The organism is Nocardioides turkmenicus, assembly GCF_011045035.1.
Lineage (GTDB): Bacteria > Actinomycetota > Actinomycetes > Propionibacteriales > Nocardioidaceae > Nocardioides > Nocardioides turkmenicus.
In genome coordinates this window covers 57,016-73,387 of record NZ_JAALAA010000019.1, presented here as the reverse complement: position 1 = coordinate 73,387, position 16,372 = coordinate 57,016, and the positions used below count along the sequence as shown (strand labels likewise).

At 69.0% G+C, this 16,372-nt stretch carries 14 protein-coding genes; 5 read left to right on the top strand and 9 right to left on the bottom strand.

Annotated features, from left to right (window positions below; translation table 11 throughout):
• Nucleotides 1–53: 53 nt before the first annotated feature.
• The 3 genes from G5C66_RS20245 to G5C66_RS20235 all read right to left on the bottom strand — a co-directional run bounded on the left by G5C66_RS20245 (nt 54) and on the right by G5C66_RS20235 (nt 2,699).
• On the bottom strand, nt 54–1,574 hold the full coding sequence (locus tag G5C66_RS20245; protein ID WP_165112729.1) for a S8/S53 family peptidase: 1,521 nt from the start codon (nt 1,572–1,574) through the stop codon (nt 54–56).
• A gap of 13 nt (nt 1,575–1,587) precedes the next feature.
• Nucleotides 1,588–2,025, bottom strand: a complete 438-nt coding sequence (locus G5C66_RS20240) for a hypothetical protein (protein ID WP_165112728.1) — start codon at nt 2,023–2,025, stop codon at nt 1,588–1,590.
• A 74-nt stretch (nt 2,026–2,099) separates the two neighbouring features.
• A complete protein-coding gene (locus G5C66_RS20235; protein WP_338144255.1) occupies nt 2,100–2,699 on the bottom strand; it encodes an RNA polymerase sigma factor in 600 nt (199 codons plus the stop codon).
• A gap of 207 nt (nt 2,700–2,906) precedes the next feature.
• On the opposite strand from G5C66_RS20235, the gene G5C66_RS20230 reads away from it, so the two are divergent.
• Together G5C66_RS20230 and G5C66_RS20225 are read left to right on the top strand one after the other, a co-directional pair.
• The gene (locus G5C66_RS20230; protein ID WP_165112727.1) at nt 2,907–4,070 is read left to right on the top strand and encodes a peptidoglycan bridge formation glycyltransferase FemA/FemB family protein; all 1,164 of its coding nucleotides are present in this window, start codon (nt 2,907–2,909) and stop codon (nt 4,068–4,070) included.
• 7 nt (nt 4,071–4,077) lie between these two features.
• Nucleotides 4,078–5,130, top strand: coding sequence for an alanine racemase (locus G5C66_RS20225; protein WP_165112726.1), 1,053 nt, complete (start codon nt 4,078–4,080; stop codon nt 5,128–5,130).
• Here G5C66_RS20225 and G5C66_RS20220 read toward each other — a convergent pair.
• The gene (locus G5C66_RS20220; protein ID WP_165112725.1) at nt 5,088–6,533 is read right to left on the bottom strand and encodes a glycosyltransferase 87 family protein; all 1,446 of its coding nucleotides are present in this window, start codon (nt 6,531–6,533) and stop codon (nt 5,088–5,090) included. The two genes, G5C66_RS20225 and G5C66_RS20220, sit on opposite strands and share 43 nt — an antisense overlap.
• A complete protein-coding gene (locus G5C66_RS20215; RefSeq protein ID WP_165112724.1) occupies nt 6,530–9,085 on the bottom strand; it encodes a transglycosylase domain-containing protein in 2,556 nt (851 codons plus the stop codon). Before G5C66_RS20215 ends, G5C66_RS20220 begins: the two co-directional genes overlap by 4 nt.
• A 564-nt stretch (nt 9,086–9,649) precedes the next feature.
• On the opposite strand from G5C66_RS20215, the gene G5C66_RS20210 reads away from it, so the two are divergent.
• Both G5C66_RS20210 and G5C66_RS20205 read left to right on the top strand, forming a co-directional pair.
• Entirely contained in the window at nt 9,650–10,300 is a 651-nt protein-coding gene (locus tag G5C66_RS20210; RefSeq protein WP_165112723.1) for a PadR family transcriptional regulator, read from the top strand.
• Nucleotides 10,301–10,348: 48 nt separating this feature from the next.
• A complete protein-coding gene (locus G5C66_RS20205; protein WP_165112722.1) occupies nt 10,349–11,431 on the top strand; it encodes an inositol-3-phosphate synthase in 1,083 nt (360 codons plus the stop codon).
• A gap of 46 nt (nt 11,432–11,477) precedes the next feature.
• Here G5C66_RS20205 and G5C66_RS20200 read toward each other — a convergent pair whose 3' ends face one another.
• Genes G5C66_RS20200 through G5C66_RS20190 form a run of 3 tightly spaced genes read right to left on the bottom strand, consistent with a single transcriptional unit; the run spans nt 11,478 to nt 14,520 of the window.
• Nucleotides 11,478–12,701 (bottom strand): ABC transporter permease, encoded by a 1,224-nt coding sequence (locus tag G5C66_RS20200; protein ID WP_165112721.1) that lies wholly within the window; start codon nt 12,699–12,701, stop codon nt 11,478–11,480.
• Nucleotides 12,698–13,372 (bottom strand): ATP-binding cassette domain-containing protein, encoded by a 675-nt coding sequence (locus tag G5C66_RS20195; RefSeq protein ID WP_165112720.1) that lies wholly within the window; start codon nt 13,370–13,372, stop codon nt 12,698–12,700. The genes G5C66_RS20200 and G5C66_RS20195 overlap by 4 nt, the downstream gene beginning before the upstream one ends.
• Before the next feature lie 29 nt (nt 13,373–13,401).
• On the bottom strand, nt 13,402–14,520 hold the full coding sequence (locus G5C66_RS20190) for a permuted SH3 domain-containing protein (RefSeq protein ID WP_165112719.1): 1,119 nt from the start codon (nt 14,518–14,520) through the stop codon (nt 13,402–13,404).
• 152 nt (nt 14,521–14,672) lie between these two features.
• On the opposite strand from G5C66_RS20190, the gene G5C66_RS20185 reads away from it, so the two are divergent.
• Nucleotides 14,673–15,887, top strand: a complete 1,215-nt coding sequence (locus G5C66_RS20185; RefSeq protein WP_165112718.1) for a helix-turn-helix domain-containing protein — start codon at nt 14,673–14,675, stop codon at nt 15,885–15,887.
• 7 nt (nt 15,888–15,894) lie between these two features.
• Here G5C66_RS20185 and G5C66_RS20180 read toward each other — a convergent pair whose 3' ends face one another.
• Nucleotides 15,895–16,350 carry an SRPBCC family protein gene (locus G5C66_RS20180; protein WP_165112717.1) on the bottom strand — a complete coding sequence of 152 codons (456 nt, stop codon included), beginning with the start codon at nt 16,348–16,350 and terminating at the stop codon, nt 15,895–15,897.
• Nucleotides 16,351–16,372 lie beyond the last annotated feature (22 nt).

Genomic DNA, 16,372 nt, shown 5'->3' with positions numbered 1-16,372 from the left:
CAACTCGACTACGCCTTGCCGGTGCAGCTCCGCCCCGCTTGCCATCGTGGATCTCAGTCGGAAGCGCTCAGCGTGGTCAGCTCAGTCAACACCGTGCGCGCAACCTTGAGATCCTGCTGGAGGTCACGGCCACTACCTGCCTCGAGTAACCGCTGAGCGATCCGCCCAGCCAGGATCGGCGCCGCAAACGAAGTCCCACTCCACGTGCCGAATCCGCCAGTGAAGTCGTCCGGGTCCATCGACGAGCGTTGGCGACCTTCGTGGGTGGTCGCCGCAGCGGCCTGATAGCCACCGTCGAACGTGGTAGGAAACGTGCTGACCACTCCGGCGCCGATCTCCCGGGCGCGCACCCAGGGACCGTCGTTGCTGAACAGAGCATCGGTCTCGCCGTCAGGGTTGAGCGCCCCCACGGAGACCACCGGAAGCGAGTCGGGATCGGTGTCTACTGGACCACCACCGTCAGTCCAGGGCGCGAACGCCGCCGGAAAGAACGGGCGACTGGTTGCATCGTTGCCCGCAGAGCAGACGACCACGGTCCCGTTGGCGGATAGGTCTGCAAGGATTTCGTAGAGCGTTCCGTCGAAGAGCTGGTCGAACGGGGTCTCGTGGTAGTAGCCCATCGACAGGCTCAGGACGTCGATGCGACGACCTCGCGGATCACCGGCCCGGTAGAGCCGCACCAGTTCGGCGATCTGAGCGAGCGCGGTGATCCAGTCCGTCTCGGCGATAGACCTGTGCGGCGGGACAATTCGCCATGACAGGATGTCTGCATCAGGGCAGGTCTGATGAATGAGTCCGGCGATGAACGTGCCGTGGCCCGCGTACGGGTCAATCAACCCATCCAGCGCACCCGCTTGGTCCGGATCGACCTCAGAGTCCGGAACACTCGACGGCCAGCCGATCGGGTGTCCGTCCAACCGCACATCCCGCTGGACGAAGTCGAGCCACGGATGCGGCCCGCAGCCGGTGTCCAGCACAGCAACCACCGGACGCTCCCCATCTGCGATCTCGGCATCAGGCGTTCTGTGCGGGCGCTGACCGACATATGCGACGGGCTGCCGGCCGCCGACCCCGAGCGGGTCGTATCCGTCGTCGATATAACCGTCGGTCGGGTTGGGCTTGTTGTGCGGGTTGGGCTTGTTGTGCGGATTCGGCTTGTTGTGCGGATGTGGCACCAAGACATGCTCGAGGCTGATGCCACGCGTGGCTCTCGGGCTGTCGGCGCGAAGAGTCTGCAGGACGGCCCAAGCGTCGGGTGCTTGGGCGGCATGACCTGCTCGAACCCCAATTCGCACGCGACGTACGCCGAACCGAAGTCCGACAGCACACTCGGGCTCGTCCTCGGCGACGGCGCGCCAGCCGAGACCCTTGGCCGCCTTCTCGATGCGCTTGAAGGTGTCCTCGAAGTCGACCGACTTGGAGATCAGCAGGACAGACGATGAGTAGATCGTCGAGCGTGCGTTGACGCCGTCGACCGCGACCGCGTTGGTCGGGTCGAGGACTCGCGCCTCGGTGGAGCCGTAGGCGACCGACAGAAGCGGCTCGCGCTCTCTCCGGGTGGGGCGGTGGACCATCGTTACTCCTGGATCAGATCTCGAACGTGGGGGTCAGGAAGGCGGCGGAGCCGTCGGCGGGCTCGAAGCGGAGCCGGATGAGACCGGCAGGCAGCGAGGTGAGCTCGAAGCGGCCCGAGGCGCCGAGGGTGACGGCGACGATCGGCGTACGGACTTCGTCGGCGCGGATGGCGCGGACGGTCATGGGTGAACCGGGGACGACCCAGCCGTCGAGGCGGGCCGTGGTGTCGGTGTCGGAGGCGACACGGACGAGGACGTCGACGCCCGACTGGGCGAAGCGCAACGTATAGGCGGAGCGGGCCGAGGCGGGGGCGGCTGAGCGTACGCCGGCGGCCTCCGCACCAGCGGACGACTCGACCAGGAGCATCAACTCCAGGTCGAGCCCGAGACCGGACTCCTCGGCGGCTCCGGCGGCAGCCGCCTGCATCCGGGAGATCAAGCCGCCGGGCACAGGGTCACCGGCGACGTAAGCCTGTCGAACCAGGCCCAAAAGCTCTTCGCGTGTGGGCTCCTCCGAGCGACCCATCACGACACCCCCTCGTCCTTGAGCGCGTCCCGCAGCTTCCCGAGACAGCGGCCGCGGGTGGGGCCGATGCTGCCGATGGGCATCTGGAGCTCTTCGGCCAGGCCGGCGTAGTCGGGCCGGTCGGAGAAGGCGACCACGCGCAGCAGCCGCCGGCACCGCTCGGGGAGCGACTCCACGGCCGCCCAGATGAGCGAGTTGCGGTCGCCCTCGACGACCAGCGACTCGGCCGAGCGCTGGGTGGGGACGCGGGACTCGAGCGCCTCGTCCTCCACGGGTACGTCACGCCCGGACCGCTTCGCGACCCGCCAGGCCTCACGGCGCGTGGTCAGCGTGAGCCAGGCGCCGACGGCTGCGGTGTCGAGGATCGAGGAGTGCTTGCGTACGAAGGTGAGCCAGGTGTTCTGGACGACGTCCTCTGCCTGCTCGGCAGAGAGCCGGTAGGAACGGGCGACCTGCCACAGGACCGGGGTCATCGTGGCGACCAGCTCGTCGAGGGCGGCGGAGTCACCGCTGAGCCAGCGGTCGAAGTCGGCGGTGGCCCGGGACCACACGGTCGCAGGCGCGTCGGTATGCCCCGCCCCGCGTCGCACCCGTGTCACAGTCCCCTCCTCGACCGGCGGCCTCCGGATCGGCGCCGAGCCGGTGGGGGGCCAGATGACGCGCGGACGCGCCATCGTGGTGGTCATAGTTGCTGTCACGGCTACAAGGAGGCCCGGGCCCCAAGCCGTGATACATCTGGTCGCTGACAATAGCGCAACCTCAACCACGACAGCAGTGGCAAAGGACCAGGCGGTAGCCTTCTGCGGGTGAGTCTCACCGTGCGCCCCATCACCGCTGCGGAGCATCTCGCCTTCATCGAGAAGCAACCCAGCGTGAGCTTCCTCCAGACCCCTGCGTGGGCTCGGGTCAAGACCGAGTGGCGCTCGGAGTCGGTCGGCTGGTTCGACAGCCTGCAGGGCGGTGCTCTCGTCGGGGCCGCGCTGGTGCTGCACCGGCCGGTGCCGAAGCTGGAGCGGTTCACGCTCGCCTACCTGCCGGAGGGTCCGAGCATCGACTGGTCGGGTGACCTCGCTCCGTGGCTGCAGCCGCTGGCGGCGTACCTGAAGAAGAACGGCGCCTTCGGCATCCGGATCGGCCCGCCGGTCACGACAGCCACCTGGGACGCGAGCCAGGTCAAGGACGGCATCGCCGACGACACCGTCCAGCGGCTCAACCAGCTCACCCCGACCCACCGCGACGCGACCGGCGCGCGGGTGGTCAGCCAGCTGCGGGCGGCGGGCTGGCGCCTCCAGTCCCCCGAGGACGGCTTCGGCGCGGGACAGCCGCAATACAACTTCATCATCCCGCTGGCCCACGGGGACGGCACCCTGAAGACCGAGGACGAGGTCCTCAAGGGGATGAACCAGCTCTGGCGCCGCAACATCAAGAAGTCGGCCAAGATGGGCGTCGAGGTGACCGTCACCTCCCCCACCAACCCCGCCGAGGGCGACTTCGAGGGTGACCTGAGCGCGTTCCACGACCTCTACGTCCACACCGCCGCGCGCGACCACTTCACGCCTCGGCAGCGGAGCTACTTCAGCACCATGTTCTGGGCGATGTCCTCCGAGGACCCGGAGCGGATCAAGCTCTTCCTGGCGCGGCACGAGGGCGATCTGGTCGCCGCGACCATCATGGTCCGCGTCGGCCGGCACGCCTGGTACTCCTATGGCGCCTCCTCGACCGAGAAGCGAGACGTACGTGGCTCCAACGCCCTCCAGTGGGCGATGATCCAGGACGCCATGGCCGCGGGCGCGACCACCTACGACCTGCGCGGCATCACCCCGACGCTCTCCACCGACGACTCCCACGTGGGGCTGATCCAGTTCAAGGTCGGCACCGGTGGCCAGGCGGTGGAGTACGCCGGCGAGTGGGACCTGCCGCTGAACAAGCCGATCTACACGGCCTTCGATGTCTACATGAAGAGGCGCTGATCTCCGTATGCCGCTGAAACTGACCGTTGACGCCGACCGCTGGCGCAAGCACGTCCAGACCTTCGCCGAGGCGACCCCTGGCCTGGTCCCGGTCGCGAAGGGCAACGGCTACGGCCTGACCCTGCGCAAGCTCGCCCACCAGACCGAGTGGCTCACCGGCCTCGGCACCGGCGTCGACACGCTCGCGGTGGGCACCTACAACGAGGTGTGGGAGGTCGCGACCCGGTTCAGCGGTTCGATCTACGTCCTCACCCCGTGGCGCCCCTACTCGCCCGAGATCAACCCGGAGATCGCCGACCGGATCATCCACACGATCAGCCGGCCCGAGGACCTGCCGCTGCTGCTCGAGCGGCAGCCCAACGCGCGGGTGATCCTCGAGCTGGTCACCTCGATGCGCCGTCACGGGATGACGCCGAGCGACCTGTGGCCGACCGCCGCGATCGCCCACGAGCACGCCCGCTTCGAGGGCATCACCATGCACTTCGGCCTCGATGGCGGCTCGCTGGCCGAGGTACGCGCCCAGATGGACGCCGTCGTCGGCGCGGAGGCGAAGACGGTGTGGGTCTCCCACCTGAGCGCCAACGAGCTGGCCCAGCTGCGCGCCTCGTACGGCGACATCGTCTTCCGCCCGCGGATCGGCACCGGGCTGTGGCTCGGCGACCGCGGCGCCCTCACCGTGACCGCGACCGTCGAGGACGTGCACCCGCTGGAGCGGGGCTACTCCTACGGCTACCGCGGCCGCACCGCCCTGCGCTCCGGCCACCTGGTGGTCGCCTCCGGCGGCACCGCCCACGGGATCGGGCTGGAGGCGCCGCTGGGCGACACCCACCTGCGCTCGCGCGCGCTCGCGGTCGCCCGTGGTGGCCTCGACGCCATGGGCCAGTCGCGCTCGCCCTATACGCTCGACGGCAAGGCGCTGTGGTTCGCCGAGCCGCCGCACATGCAGGAGTCGATGCTCATGCTCCCCTCCGGCGCTCGGGTGCCCGAGGTCGGCGAGGAGCTCGAGGTGCGGGTGCGCTACACCGCGACCTCGTTCGACGAGATCATCCTGGACTCCTGAGGCCCCTCGGACTCCGCTCGGGCCTCGGTCCAGCGCACCGGGTCGCGCCACGGCTCGTAGATCTCCCGGACGACGACCACGATCAGATAGATCTCGACGGCGACCCGGGCGAGGATCGCGAACCAGTAGACGGGCTGGTCGCCACCGCTGCTGGCCAGCACCTCGGCGAGGTACCACCAGACCGCGACGAAGTAGAAGAGCTCACCGGCCTGCCAGATGATCTGGTCACGCCAGCGCGGCACGGCGAGGACGGCCAGCGGCAGCAGCCAGAGGACGTACTGCGGTGAATACACTTTGTTGACCAGCAGGAACCCGGCGACGATCAGGAAGCCGAGCTGCGCCAGGCGCGGCGTCTCCCGCGCGGTCAGCCCGATGATGAGTACGCCGCTGCACCAGGCGATGAAGAAGGCCCAGGAGACGAGGTTGACCGTCTGTGCGGAGATCGTCGCGTCGGTCGCCTGCTGGACGACGAGCCACAGGGAGCCGAGGTCGGGGCCGCGCTCGGAGTTGAAGCTCCAGAAGACCTTCCACTCCTCCAGGCCGGTCGCCATCGCCGGCAGGTTGGCGAGCACCCAGGCGAGCACCGTGGCCAGCGAGGCGACGGCCAGGTCGTAGTAGCGACGGTGCCGGATGCAGATGACGACCAGCCCGCCGAGGAGGAACAGCGGATATAGCTTCGTCGCACAGCCGAGGCCGATCAGGATGCCGGTCAGCAGCGGCCGGTCCCGCGACCACGCCCACAGCGCACCGGCCACGAGCACCACGGCCAGCATGTCCCAGTTGATGATGCCGGTCGCCGCGAGCACGGGGGCGAGCGCGAACGCGGCCGCGTCCCAGGGCCGTCGGCGATGCGTACGTGCCAGGAACCAGGCCGAGAGCAGCGCGGCGATCGCGAAGCCGATCACGTTGACGATGATGAAGACCCGGATCTCGTGGTGCATGCCGGGCATGCCCCAGAAGGTCGAGGTCTCCGCGAGGTGACGCTCGTCCTCGTCGGGGGTGTCGGCCAGCCAGTCGGTGACGTGGGACGTCGCCCAGGCGTAGTAGGAGATGCCGACCGGGTACTCCATCACCTGCGGGTAGCGCGCCCGCACCTCGGGGTCGGAGGAGTAGGGCCACTCGTGCTCGGCCAGGCCCCGGTCGACGTAGAGATAGGGCAGGTCGGAGTAGCAGAAGTGGGTGTATCTGGTGTCGCCGTTGGTCCAGGTGGCGTTGTAGCAGGTCTGCTTGGAGACCATCCCGATCGCGAACGTGAGCGAGGTCAGGAGCAGCAACAGGCCGACCGCGCTGAACCAGCGCCGTCGGCCGTGTGCGAGTCCCCCGAGAGGACCGCCCACCGCGGCGGAGGCGGTCCTGACGACCGGATCCTCCGCCGCCGGGGCGGTCACTGGGCCATCTGTCACTGAGTGGTGCCCTCCGCAGTGCCTGTGTCGTTGTTGCCTCCGCCATTATTGCCATCGGCGGGCGGCGAGGACGACTCACAGTCACCGAACCACTCACACGCAGTCGCGGTGGCGTCGGGCTCCGTCGACTCGGACGGGTCGGGCGTCGTGCCCTCGCCCGGCTCACCCTCCGTCGCGCCGTCGGTGGGCTGCTCGGTCGGCGTGGGCTCCTCGATCGGGATGCAGAGACCCTTGCGCTCGTCCTTCTTGGAGCAGTCCTCCGACGGGGTCGGGGTCGGCTCCGGGGTCGCGGTCAGCGACGGCTCGTGACCGTCCTGCGGGGCCACACCGTCCATCCAGGCGGGCTCCGGGAACTCCTCGATCTCGAGGTCGTCGGTCAGCGTGCCCATGATCTTGGCCCAGGTCTCGGCGGGGTAGCCGGCTCCGAAGTAGGAGTCGAGCCAGCCGTCGAGCTTGCCCGAACCCTTGCCGCGGACGTACATGACCGCCGTGGACAGCTGCGGGGTGTAGCCCGCGAACCACGCCGAGGAGACGTCGTCATCGGCGTTGGTCGCGGTGCCGGTCTTGCCGGCGGCCGGCTGGTTGATCACGCCGGCGATCTTGCCGGTGCCGTTCTCGACGACCTGCTGCAGGGCGTAGGAGGTGTCGTCGGCGGCGTCCTCGGACATCGCCCGCTCCTCGCCGTCACGCTGGTCCCACTCGTAGACGACCTCTCCCTCGGCGTTGACCACCTTGGAGACGAGGTGCACGGTGTTGCGTACGCCGCCGTTGGCGATCGTCGCGTAGGCGTTGGCCATGTTGATCGGGCTGATCGCCTGGCGACCGAGGGTGAGCAGGTAGTTCTTCGGGTCGAAGTCGATCGAGTAGGCCGGGATCGAGCGGTAGTCGGCCGGCGCGTTCTCGGCGTGCTGCTCGTCCGGCGGCAGACCGGCCTTGACCGCCATGTCGTAGACGTCCTGGCTGCCGTTGGGCAGCGCGGTCGACATCTGGACGAAGGAGGTGTTGACCGACTCCTCCATCGCCTTGATGCCGGTGATGTGCTCGCCGTAGCCATGACCGGTCGGGTCGGCGTCGGTCTGGCCCGAGTTGCGGACGACGCGGTCGGTGCCGGGGATCTCCAGACCACCCTCACCGGTCCAGGTGTCCTTGAGCGAGTAGCCCACCTCGAGGGCCGCGGCCAGGGTGAACGGCTTCATTGTCGAGCCGGCCATGCCGCCCGAGGCCGCCCAGTTGATCTGGGAGTCGAGGTAGTCCTGGCCACCGTAGAAGCCCTTGAGCGCGCCCGTCTTCACATCGACCGTGGCGGCACCCACGTGCAGCTCGTTCTCGGGGCGCTTCTCATTGACTGCCTTCTTGTCCTTCGGACGTACGTCGTTGACGGCCTGCTCCGCGGCCTTCATCGCCTTCGCGCTGAGCGTGGTGGTGACCTTCAGCCCCTTGCTGTCGATCTCCTCCTCGGTGAAGAGGGGGTTGCCGTTCTCGTCCTTGAGTGACTTGAGCTCGTTCTTGACCAGCGTGAGCGCATGACCCTTCTGGCCACCAAGACGGCTGTCGGCCTTCGGCTTGGGGAACTTGGGCAGCGCCGCCTTCGCCTTCTCGAGGGTGGCCTCGTCGTAGTCGCTGAGCGCCTTGCCCTGGCTCTTGAGCTCGGCCATGCCGTTGAGGACGTACTGATAGCGGCCCAGCAGCTCGGTGCCGCCGGCGTCCTCGCCGGACTTCTCCGGGTCGAACCCGTTGGGGTTGTTGAGGATCGCGGTGAGGGCCGCGGCCTCCTTGATGTCGAGGTCCTTGGCCTCCTTGCGGAAATAGGTCTTCGCCGCGGCCTGCACGCCATAGGCGCCACGACCGAAGTAGACGGTGTTGAGGTAGCCGGTGAGGATCTCGTCCTTCGACTTCTGCCGGCTGATCTTCAGCGAGATGACCGCTTCCTTGACCTTACGCGTGTAGGTGCGCTCCTGGGTCAGGTAGAGGTTCTTGACGTACTGCTGGGTGATCGTGGACGCGCCGCCCTGGCTGCCGGTGGTGGCGTTGGAGAAGAGCGTGCGCGCGATGCCCTTGAGGTCGATGCCGTTGTTCTCGTAGAAGCTGCGGTCCTCGGCCGCCACGGCCGCGTCCTTCACGAGGTCGGGCATCTCGTCGACGCTCAGCGCGTCGCGGTTCTGGTCGCCCGCCTGGAAGCGGCCGAGCTCCTTCTTGCCACCGGCGTAGTAGACGAAGCTCGACTCGGCCTGGAACGCCGCGTTGGCGCTCGGGATCGAGATCATGTGGTAGGAGACGATCACCGCGGCGCTGCCGATCAGCGCCAGGACCAGCCCGCAGATCGCCACGATCTTGGCGATCCGGATCGCCAGGCCCTTCTTGTCCATCTCCGGGTCGTTGAACCGGTCCATGGCCGCGCCGAAGGCGGCCTTCGGGTCACGGCGCGGGCGGCCGGGGCCACCGCGCTCGCGGCCCGCCGGACGTTGGCCGAGCCGGTCGACCGGGGGCTCGCCGGGACGGCGGGGACCCGGGTAGGGCGGCCGCTGGCCGGGGCGCGGACCGCCGGGAGGCATCGGGCGCTGGGCGCCCCGGGACGGAGGGCGGCCACCGGAGGCCGGTCCCTGCGGAGCACCTTGAGGACGACGGGGCGCCGGCGGACGGCCGCCTGGGCCACCCTGCGGAGGGCGTGGTCCGCCTTGGGGTCGTCCTTGCAGCCCACCGACGTTGGATCGACGGGGACTGGCGCTGCGCGGACTGGGCCTCTGGGGACTGGGTCCATGGGGAAAGGCGCCGGATGGGTCGCTCACGGGTGTTACTGCTCCTGTGACTGCCCGGCACGTGACCGGACGGGCTGACACTGACAATCCCCCGACGTCGCTGGATCCCCCCGAGGAAATCCCATCAACCTGACGCGACGCTAGCCTCGCGATCTCCCCGGGTGGTTCCTCGGGTGAGCGAACGGCAGCCATCAGCGTACGCAATCGACGCTAGCGCCCCTGCATCCACGCCCAGCGTGCCTCTAGTCACCTGACGTCAACAGTTCGGTGACGGTTGCATCGGAATGCCTGCCTCGAGCGTCATCAGACAAGACTTAGGTCTCTATTTGCCGTCACGGATATATCGGTACGATAGGTCGTATGGCACGTCGCGCAGAGACGATCGAGCTCGCAGTCCTGGGACTGCTGCACGAGTCGCCTATGCATGGCTACGAGCTGCGCAAGCGGCTCAATCTGATGCTCGGCTGGGGACGAGTGCTGTCGTACGGCTCGCTCTACCCGGCCCTGAAGAAGATGCTGCGCAAGCACCTCATCGAGGAGGTGGCGCAGACCGTGACCCCGGTGACCCGGCGGCCGCGGATCGTCTACCAGCTGACGCCTGCCGGCGAGCGTGAGTTCACCCAGCTCATGTCCGAGGTCGGTCCGATGGCCTGGGAGGACGACAACTTCGACATCAGGTTCGCGTTCTTCGGTCGCACCGACATGGAGATCAGGCTGCGCGTCCTCGAAGGACGTCGGAGCCGGCTCCAGGAGCGGCTCGACCGGGTGCAACGCGAGCTTGCCATGACCCAGAAAGAGGTCGACTCCTACGCCCGCGAACTACAGCGTCACGGTGTCGAGTCGGTCGAGCGGGAGGTCCGATGGCTCTCCTCGCTGATCGATGCCGAGCGCAACCCCAAGCCTGTGAACGACGAGCAGGCGGCGGGTCGAGGGGATCTGGGGGATGACGATGGCGTACGCGACGAAGCGGACGTCTCGCGCACAGCGCAGAGCAGCCAAGAGAACGAGTGATGACCTCCTGGCCGGTGACCCCGGCCAGGAGTATTGGAAGGAGCCCCGATGGGTTCGGTTCGTGTAGCAATCGCGGGAGTCGGCAACTGCGCCAGCTCCCTGGTCCAGGGTGTGGAGTACTACAAGGACGCCGACCCGGCGGGCAGCGTCCCGGGCTTGATGCACGTCACGTTCGGCGACTACCACATCTCCGACGTCGAGTTCGTCGCCGCGTTCGACGTCGATGACAAGAAGGTCGGCAAGGACCTCTCCGAGGCGATCAACGCCTCCGAGAACAACACCATCAAGATCGCCGACGTCCCGTTCACGGGCGTCGAGGTGCAGCGTGGTCCGACCCTCGACGGTCTCGGCAAGTACTACCGGCAGACCATCTCCGAGTCCGGCCTCGACCCCGTCGACGTCGTCTCGGTCCTGCGGGACAAGGAGGTCGACGTCCTCGTCTCCTACCTCCCCGTGGGCTCGGAGGAGGCGGACAAGTTCTACGCGCAGTGCGCGATCGACGCGGGCGTCGCCTTCGTCAACGCGCTGCCGGTCTTCATCGCCTCCGACCCGGAGTGGGCCGCGAAGTTCGAGGCCGCCGGCGTCCCGATCGTCGGTGACGACATCAAGTCGCAGGTCGGTGCCACCATCACCCACCGCGTCATGGCGAAGCTGTTCGAGGACCGCGGCGTGGCGCTGGACCGGACGTACCAGCTCAACGTCGGCGGCAACATGGACTTCAAGAACATGCTCGAGCGCGAGCGTCTGGAGTCCAAGAAGGTGTCGAAGACGCAGGCGGTCACCTCGAACCTCCGCGGCGAGCTCGCGGACAAGATCGACGACCGCAACGTCCACATCGGTCCTTCGGACTACGTGCAGTGGCTCGACGACCGCAAGTGGGCGTACGTCCGGCTCGAGGGTCGCGCGTTCGGTGACGTCCCGCTCAACCTGGAGTACAAGCTCGAGGTGTGGGACTCGCCCAACTCGGCCGGCATCATCATCGACGCCGTCCGTGCCGCCAAGATCGCCAAGGACCGCGGCATCGGCGGCCCGATCATCCCGGCCTCGGCCTACCTCATGAAGAGCCCGCCGGTGCAGATCGAGGACACCGAGGGTCGCGCGCAGCTGGAGGCGTTCATCCGCGGCGAGTGAACCTGATCAGAGCGGCCCCGGGGATCCCCTCGGGGCCGTTCTGCGTTCAGAAGCGGATCGCGTCGATGATCTTGACGCGCGCGGCGATCATCGCCGGCAGGATCCCGGCGAGGGCGCCGACCACGAGCGCGACGGCGAGGCCGAGGAGAGCGGCCGAGAGCGGGAACGGCGGGACGTCGTCGATGCCCTGCAGGACCAGCTTCTCGACCATCGGGTTCTTGACGGCGGCCACGGCGAGGAGCACCCCGATGACACCCGCCACCACGGTGGCCACGACGCTCTCCATCATCACCGAGAAGAACACCCGGCCCGTGGTCGCGCCGAAGCTGCGCCGGATCCCGATCTCCCGGATCCGCTGCTGGATGGTGACCAGCGCGATGTTGAGCAGGCTCAGGGCGCCGAGCAGCAGGATGATCCCGGCGATGCCGATGATCACCCACTTGATCGGCCCGATCGGGTCCTCGCCGCCCCAGGCCATGTAGTCGTCGCGGTGGGCATCGACCTGGAGCCCCGGGAGCTCGGCTCGCATCGCCATCCCGATCTCGTTGGCGAGCGCATCGGCGCCCTCGACCGGCACCCACATCTCGTAGCTTGCATCCGTCGGCGCTCCGGTGTGCCAGTGCGTCAGCGAGTCGGCCAGCATGAACGCGCGCGGCGTGCCATAGCCGCGCAGGCTGGTGACGCCGACGATCGTGGCGGTCACCGACAGGCCCTGACCCTTCAGCTCCACCGAGGCCGGCAGGGGCGTGCCCTGCAGACCGAGCTTCTTCAGGAACGTCTCGTCCACGACGAGCGCGGGCGAGAGGCGATCCGCGTCCGACGTCTCCAGCCAGCGGCCCTGCGGCACCACGACGCGGTGGATGGCGGCGTACGCGGGGTCGACGCCCATCAGCTCGACCCGCTTGCTCCGGCTCGCGGTGGTCGCCTTGATGTCGTAGGCGGAGATCCGAGCCGATGCGTACGTCACGCCGAACCGCTCCGCGACCGTCTGGAACGCCGGGCGGACGCGCTCGACGGAGAGCGGCATGCCGCTGCGGTCGTCGTAGGCCATCACCGAGATGTGGGCGGGGCGCCCGTCGACCTCGTAGGACTCGGTGAACATCTGCTTCGCGATCTGGCCGGCCGCGACGGTCGCGGTGATCGAGGCGACCGCCACCGCGACCCCGACCAGCGACAGCAGCACCCGGAGCTTGTGGATGCGCAGCTCCTGCCAGGCCTCGACGGTCGAGGCGGCCAGTCCGGTGGTGAGGCGCGTCAGGGCCGCCCTCACGCCACCGCCTCCTCGGTCAGCGGGTGCAGCCGTCCCTCGGCGAGCCGGAACCTCCGCCGGGCGAGGGCAGCGACGTTCGGGTCGTGGGTGATGGTGATCAGGGCGGCGCCGGAGTCGTAGGTCGCCTGGTCGAGCAGCTTCATCACCATCGCGCCGGTCTCGACGTCGAGCGCACCCGTCGGCTCGTCGGCCAGCACGACCGACGGCGTACGCACCAGCGCGCGGGCGATGGCGATGCGCTGCTGCTCGCCGCCGGAGAGGAACTGCGGCATCGCGTCGAGCCGGTCACCGAGACCCACCTGGTCGAGCATCTCCGCCGCGCGCTTCCGCCGCTGCCAGAACTCCCGGCCGGAGGCGTAGAGGAGCGGCGCCATCACGTTCTCCAGCGCCGTACGCCCGGGCAGCAGGTTGAACTGCTGGAAGACGAACCCGACGTCGCGCCCGCGGATCCGGGCGGCCTGGCGGTTGCTGATGTCGGTGACGTTGCGGCCGGCCCATTCCAGGGTGCCGCCGGTGGGTCGGTCCAGCAGGCCGAGGAGGTTCAGCAGGGTCGACTTGCCGGTGCCGGAGCGGCCGACGATGCCGACATGATCCCCGCGGCGTACGTGCAGGTCGACGCTGGTCAGGATGTGCAGGTCCTCGCCGTCGGGGAGCTCGACCGTGCGGGCCACACCGCTGAGCCTCAGGAGCTCCTCCGCGCTCACATCTCCCCCGCGGGCACTTCTTCGACCATCTCCTCGTCCGGCCCGCCGCCCGACTCCTTCGAGCCCGGGACGTAGCGCAGCACCGAGTCGCCGGCCTTCAGCCCGCTGGTGACCTCGACGAGCTTGCCGTCGGTGAGACCGAGCTTGACCGGCTGCTCGGTGGGGGTGCCGTCCTCGCCGACGACCCACACGGTGCCCTCGCGGACCAGGCCGGTGACCGCGGTGACGGGGATGGTCACCACGTCGCCGTCGCTCGTGCCCGCCTCGATCGTCATCGTCATCGTCAGGCCGTCGAAGACCGTCACCTTCTGCGGCACCAGGCAGCTGATCCGGGCGCCCGCGCCGGACTCGCCCTCGCCGCCGGACCCGCCCTCCATCATCTCGCCCTCGGGTACGTCGCTCTCGATGGTCTCGGTCGCCGCGTCGCCGACGCGCAGGTCGGTGCAGGTGAACGGCTTCGGGCCGCCCTCGATGGCGACCGTGGCCTTCTCGGGGTTGCCGGCCAGCCGGTAGCGGTCCAGCGGCGAGATCGCGCCGACCGCGTGGAAGGTGGTGGGGCGGATCGAGACGACCACGCCGTCCTCGGCGACGTCGGCCATCATGTCGACGGCGTAGTTGCCGACGATGCCGGTCGCGGGAGCGACGACCGTGTACCAGTGGTAGACCGGCTTGGGTGCCGGCGGCGCGACCGGGGCGTCGTCACGATCACCGTCGCCGGCGGCGTCGTCGACCTTCCCGGGCTCCTCGACGGGTTCCTCCTCGACCGGCTCCTCGGCGGGCTCCTCCTCGGCACGCACCTGGAAGAGCTTGTCGCCCTTCCTCACCTTGGCGCCCGTCTCGGCGTACCGGTGCGCCAGCACGCCGCTGACCGAGCTGGTGGCGGAGACCGGCTTGTCGATCACGATCGTCCCGTCGATCGTGAGGGAGTTGGAGATCGTGCCCTTCTCGGCGACGACCTCCTCCGGCGGGATCTGCCCGGTCGGCGTCAACGGAGCCCCGTCGGCATCCTGCGTCGAACCGGTGAAGGCCAGCTTGAAGAGACTGACCGCGATGACCAGACCGATCACCGCCCAGAACGACTTGAAAAGTACGCGGCGCACCGCCGTCTTCGACATGACCGGACTGTAGCCCCGGGCGACGGGTCGCGGCGGCCGAATTTCCTCCCGGTTCGGCAACACTCCATCCACGTGGCTATCGAACACGTGTTCCATCCCCTAGACTCCGGGGCCCGCACGATCGATCGCCTCAGGCACGGGAGACCCCCACGATGCGTCCCGACAACGACACGACCCGCGAACGGACGACCCCCACAGGCAAGGGCTCGGCTGGGTCCGGTCGGGGCCTCATCCTCTTCGGCGCCGTCTCGGTCGCGCTGATCTCGACGGCCGCCGCGTACGTCGCCATGGTCGGCTTCGGACGCGACGTGCTCGCGATGGGCGCGAGCAACGCCTATGCGTTCGCGGGCGTCTTCGAGCTCTCCCTGGTCACCGTCGCGCTGATGGCGCGGGAGGCGGCCCAGCAGGACCGGCCGGCGCAGACGCTCCTCACCCTGACCTGGCTCCTGTCGGCCGCGTCCGGGTTCTTCGCCGGCTGGCACGAGATCCACCTCGGTCACGCTGTGACGGCAGCGGCGTTCCGGTTCATCGTGCCGCTCCTGGCCGCGCTGATGTGGCACCTGGCGCTCGTCGGCGACCGCCACCTCGCCATGGAGCGCTCCTGGTCCGACCTGCGGATGGGTGCGCGGATGCACGCCCTCCTGGCCACCCGCGTCGAGTGGCGGCGGGCCCGCGACACGGCGCTGCGGAAGCGTACGGCCTCGTCACGCCGGAGGCTGGAGCGCGCGCAGAAGCGCTACTGGCGCGCAGAGGCGGTCGCGCTGCGGTCGGTCGCCCCGGGCGCGATGCGCGACCAGATCACCCAGTGGGTCGACGCCTTCGCCGCGGTCGCCGAGGGCACCCGCCAGGCCGACCGGCTGCCGATCACCCTGCCCGACGTGCAGGAGGCGCTCAGCGTGCCGGTCGTGGAGCAGGTTCCGAACGACCTCGCCGACATGCCGCGCGAGGTGCTGCCGCCCCGTGAGCACCGCACCCGCGAGATGTCCTCCGCACTCGCCACCTCCGACACCCGCAGTCGCGTCTCGAGCCGGGTGACCGAAGCCGTCCGCACCGCCGCCGATGCGGCCCCCGCTGCCGTCATGGCCCCGCAGTTCAGCAACGGCCGCACGGCCACCAGGGCGTCCGAGGCCGACGGCACCCTGCTGGACCGGATCTCGTTCCCGGAGAACATCCCCGACCCGGAGCCGGAGATGGACTACCCGGACACCTTCCCCGACGAGGAGGAGGACCTGCTCAACAACCTGCCCTCCGACCGCACCGAGGCGGCCCGGATCCTGGTGCGAGCCGGTGCGCCGGTCGCGAAGGTGGCCGACAAGCTCGGGGTCTCCCAGAGCACCGTCCGCCGCTGGGTCAAGGCGCGCGCCTGACCAGGGCTCAGCCCTCGAGGTCGGCCTTGAGTTTCGCGAGCGTGGTCGCCATGCCCATACGCAGCTCCTCGGTGAAGTCCTCCTGACCGCCCAGCGCGACCTTCGTCAGCGAGCGGGACAGCGCGGAGATCCCGGTCGGGGTCTCCCGGCGGTGCGTCACAACGGTCCCCTCGGCGCTCTCCTCGAGCCGGAACGACCACACCGTGGTGTTCTCGGTGATCCGGAACGCGAAGTCGGAGTGCGGGGTGAAACGTACGACCTTGGCGTTGGTCGGCCAGTGCTTCCAGCCCTGACGGTTGATGTTGAAGAAGCGGGTGCCCTCCTTGACCTGGCCGAACACAACCGTCTTCACCACCTGCGGGCTCCACGAAGCCATCCGCGGCAGGTCGGTGATCGCCGCCCACACCTGCGCCGGCGTCGCGTTGATCGTGGTCGTCGCCTCGAGATCTGTGATCGTCGTCATGCCGGAACCGTACCGTCAGTAT

Bases quoted from the DNA above. Each gene is read 5' to 3' on its own strand.
- G5C66_RS20225 (WP_165112726.1), top strand. From the start codon at position 4,078: ATGCCGCTGAAACTGACCGTTGACGCCGACCGCTGGCGCAAGCACGTC.
- G5C66_RS20180 (WP_165112717.1), bottom strand. From the start codon at position 16,350: ATGACGACGATCACAGATCTCGAGGCGACGACCACGATCAACGCGACG.
- G5C66_RS20185 (WP_165112718.1), top strand. From the start codon at position 14,673: ATGCGTCCCGACAACGACACGACCCGCGAACGGACGACCCCCACAGGC.
- G5C66_RS20210 (WP_165112723.1), top strand. From the start codon at position 9,650: ATGGCACGTCGCGCAGAGACGATCGAGCTCGCAGTCCTGGGACTGCTG.
- G5C66_RS20190 (WP_165112719.1), bottom strand. From the start codon at position 14,520: ATGTCGAAGACGGCGGTGCGCCGCGTACTTTTCAAGTCGTTCTGGGCG.
- G5C66_RS20205 (WP_165112722.1), top strand. From the start codon at position 10,349: ATGGGTTCGGTTCGTGTAGCAATCGCGGGAGTCGGCAACTGCGCCAGC.
- G5C66_RS20215 (WP_165112724.1), bottom strand. From the start codon at position 9,085: ATGCCTCCCGGCGGTCCGCGCCCCGGCCAGCGGCCGCCCTACCCGGGT.
- G5C66_RS20245 (WP_165112729.1), bottom strand. From the start codon at position 1,574: ATGGTCCACCGCCCCACCCGGAGAGAGCGCGAGCCGCTTCTGTCGGTC.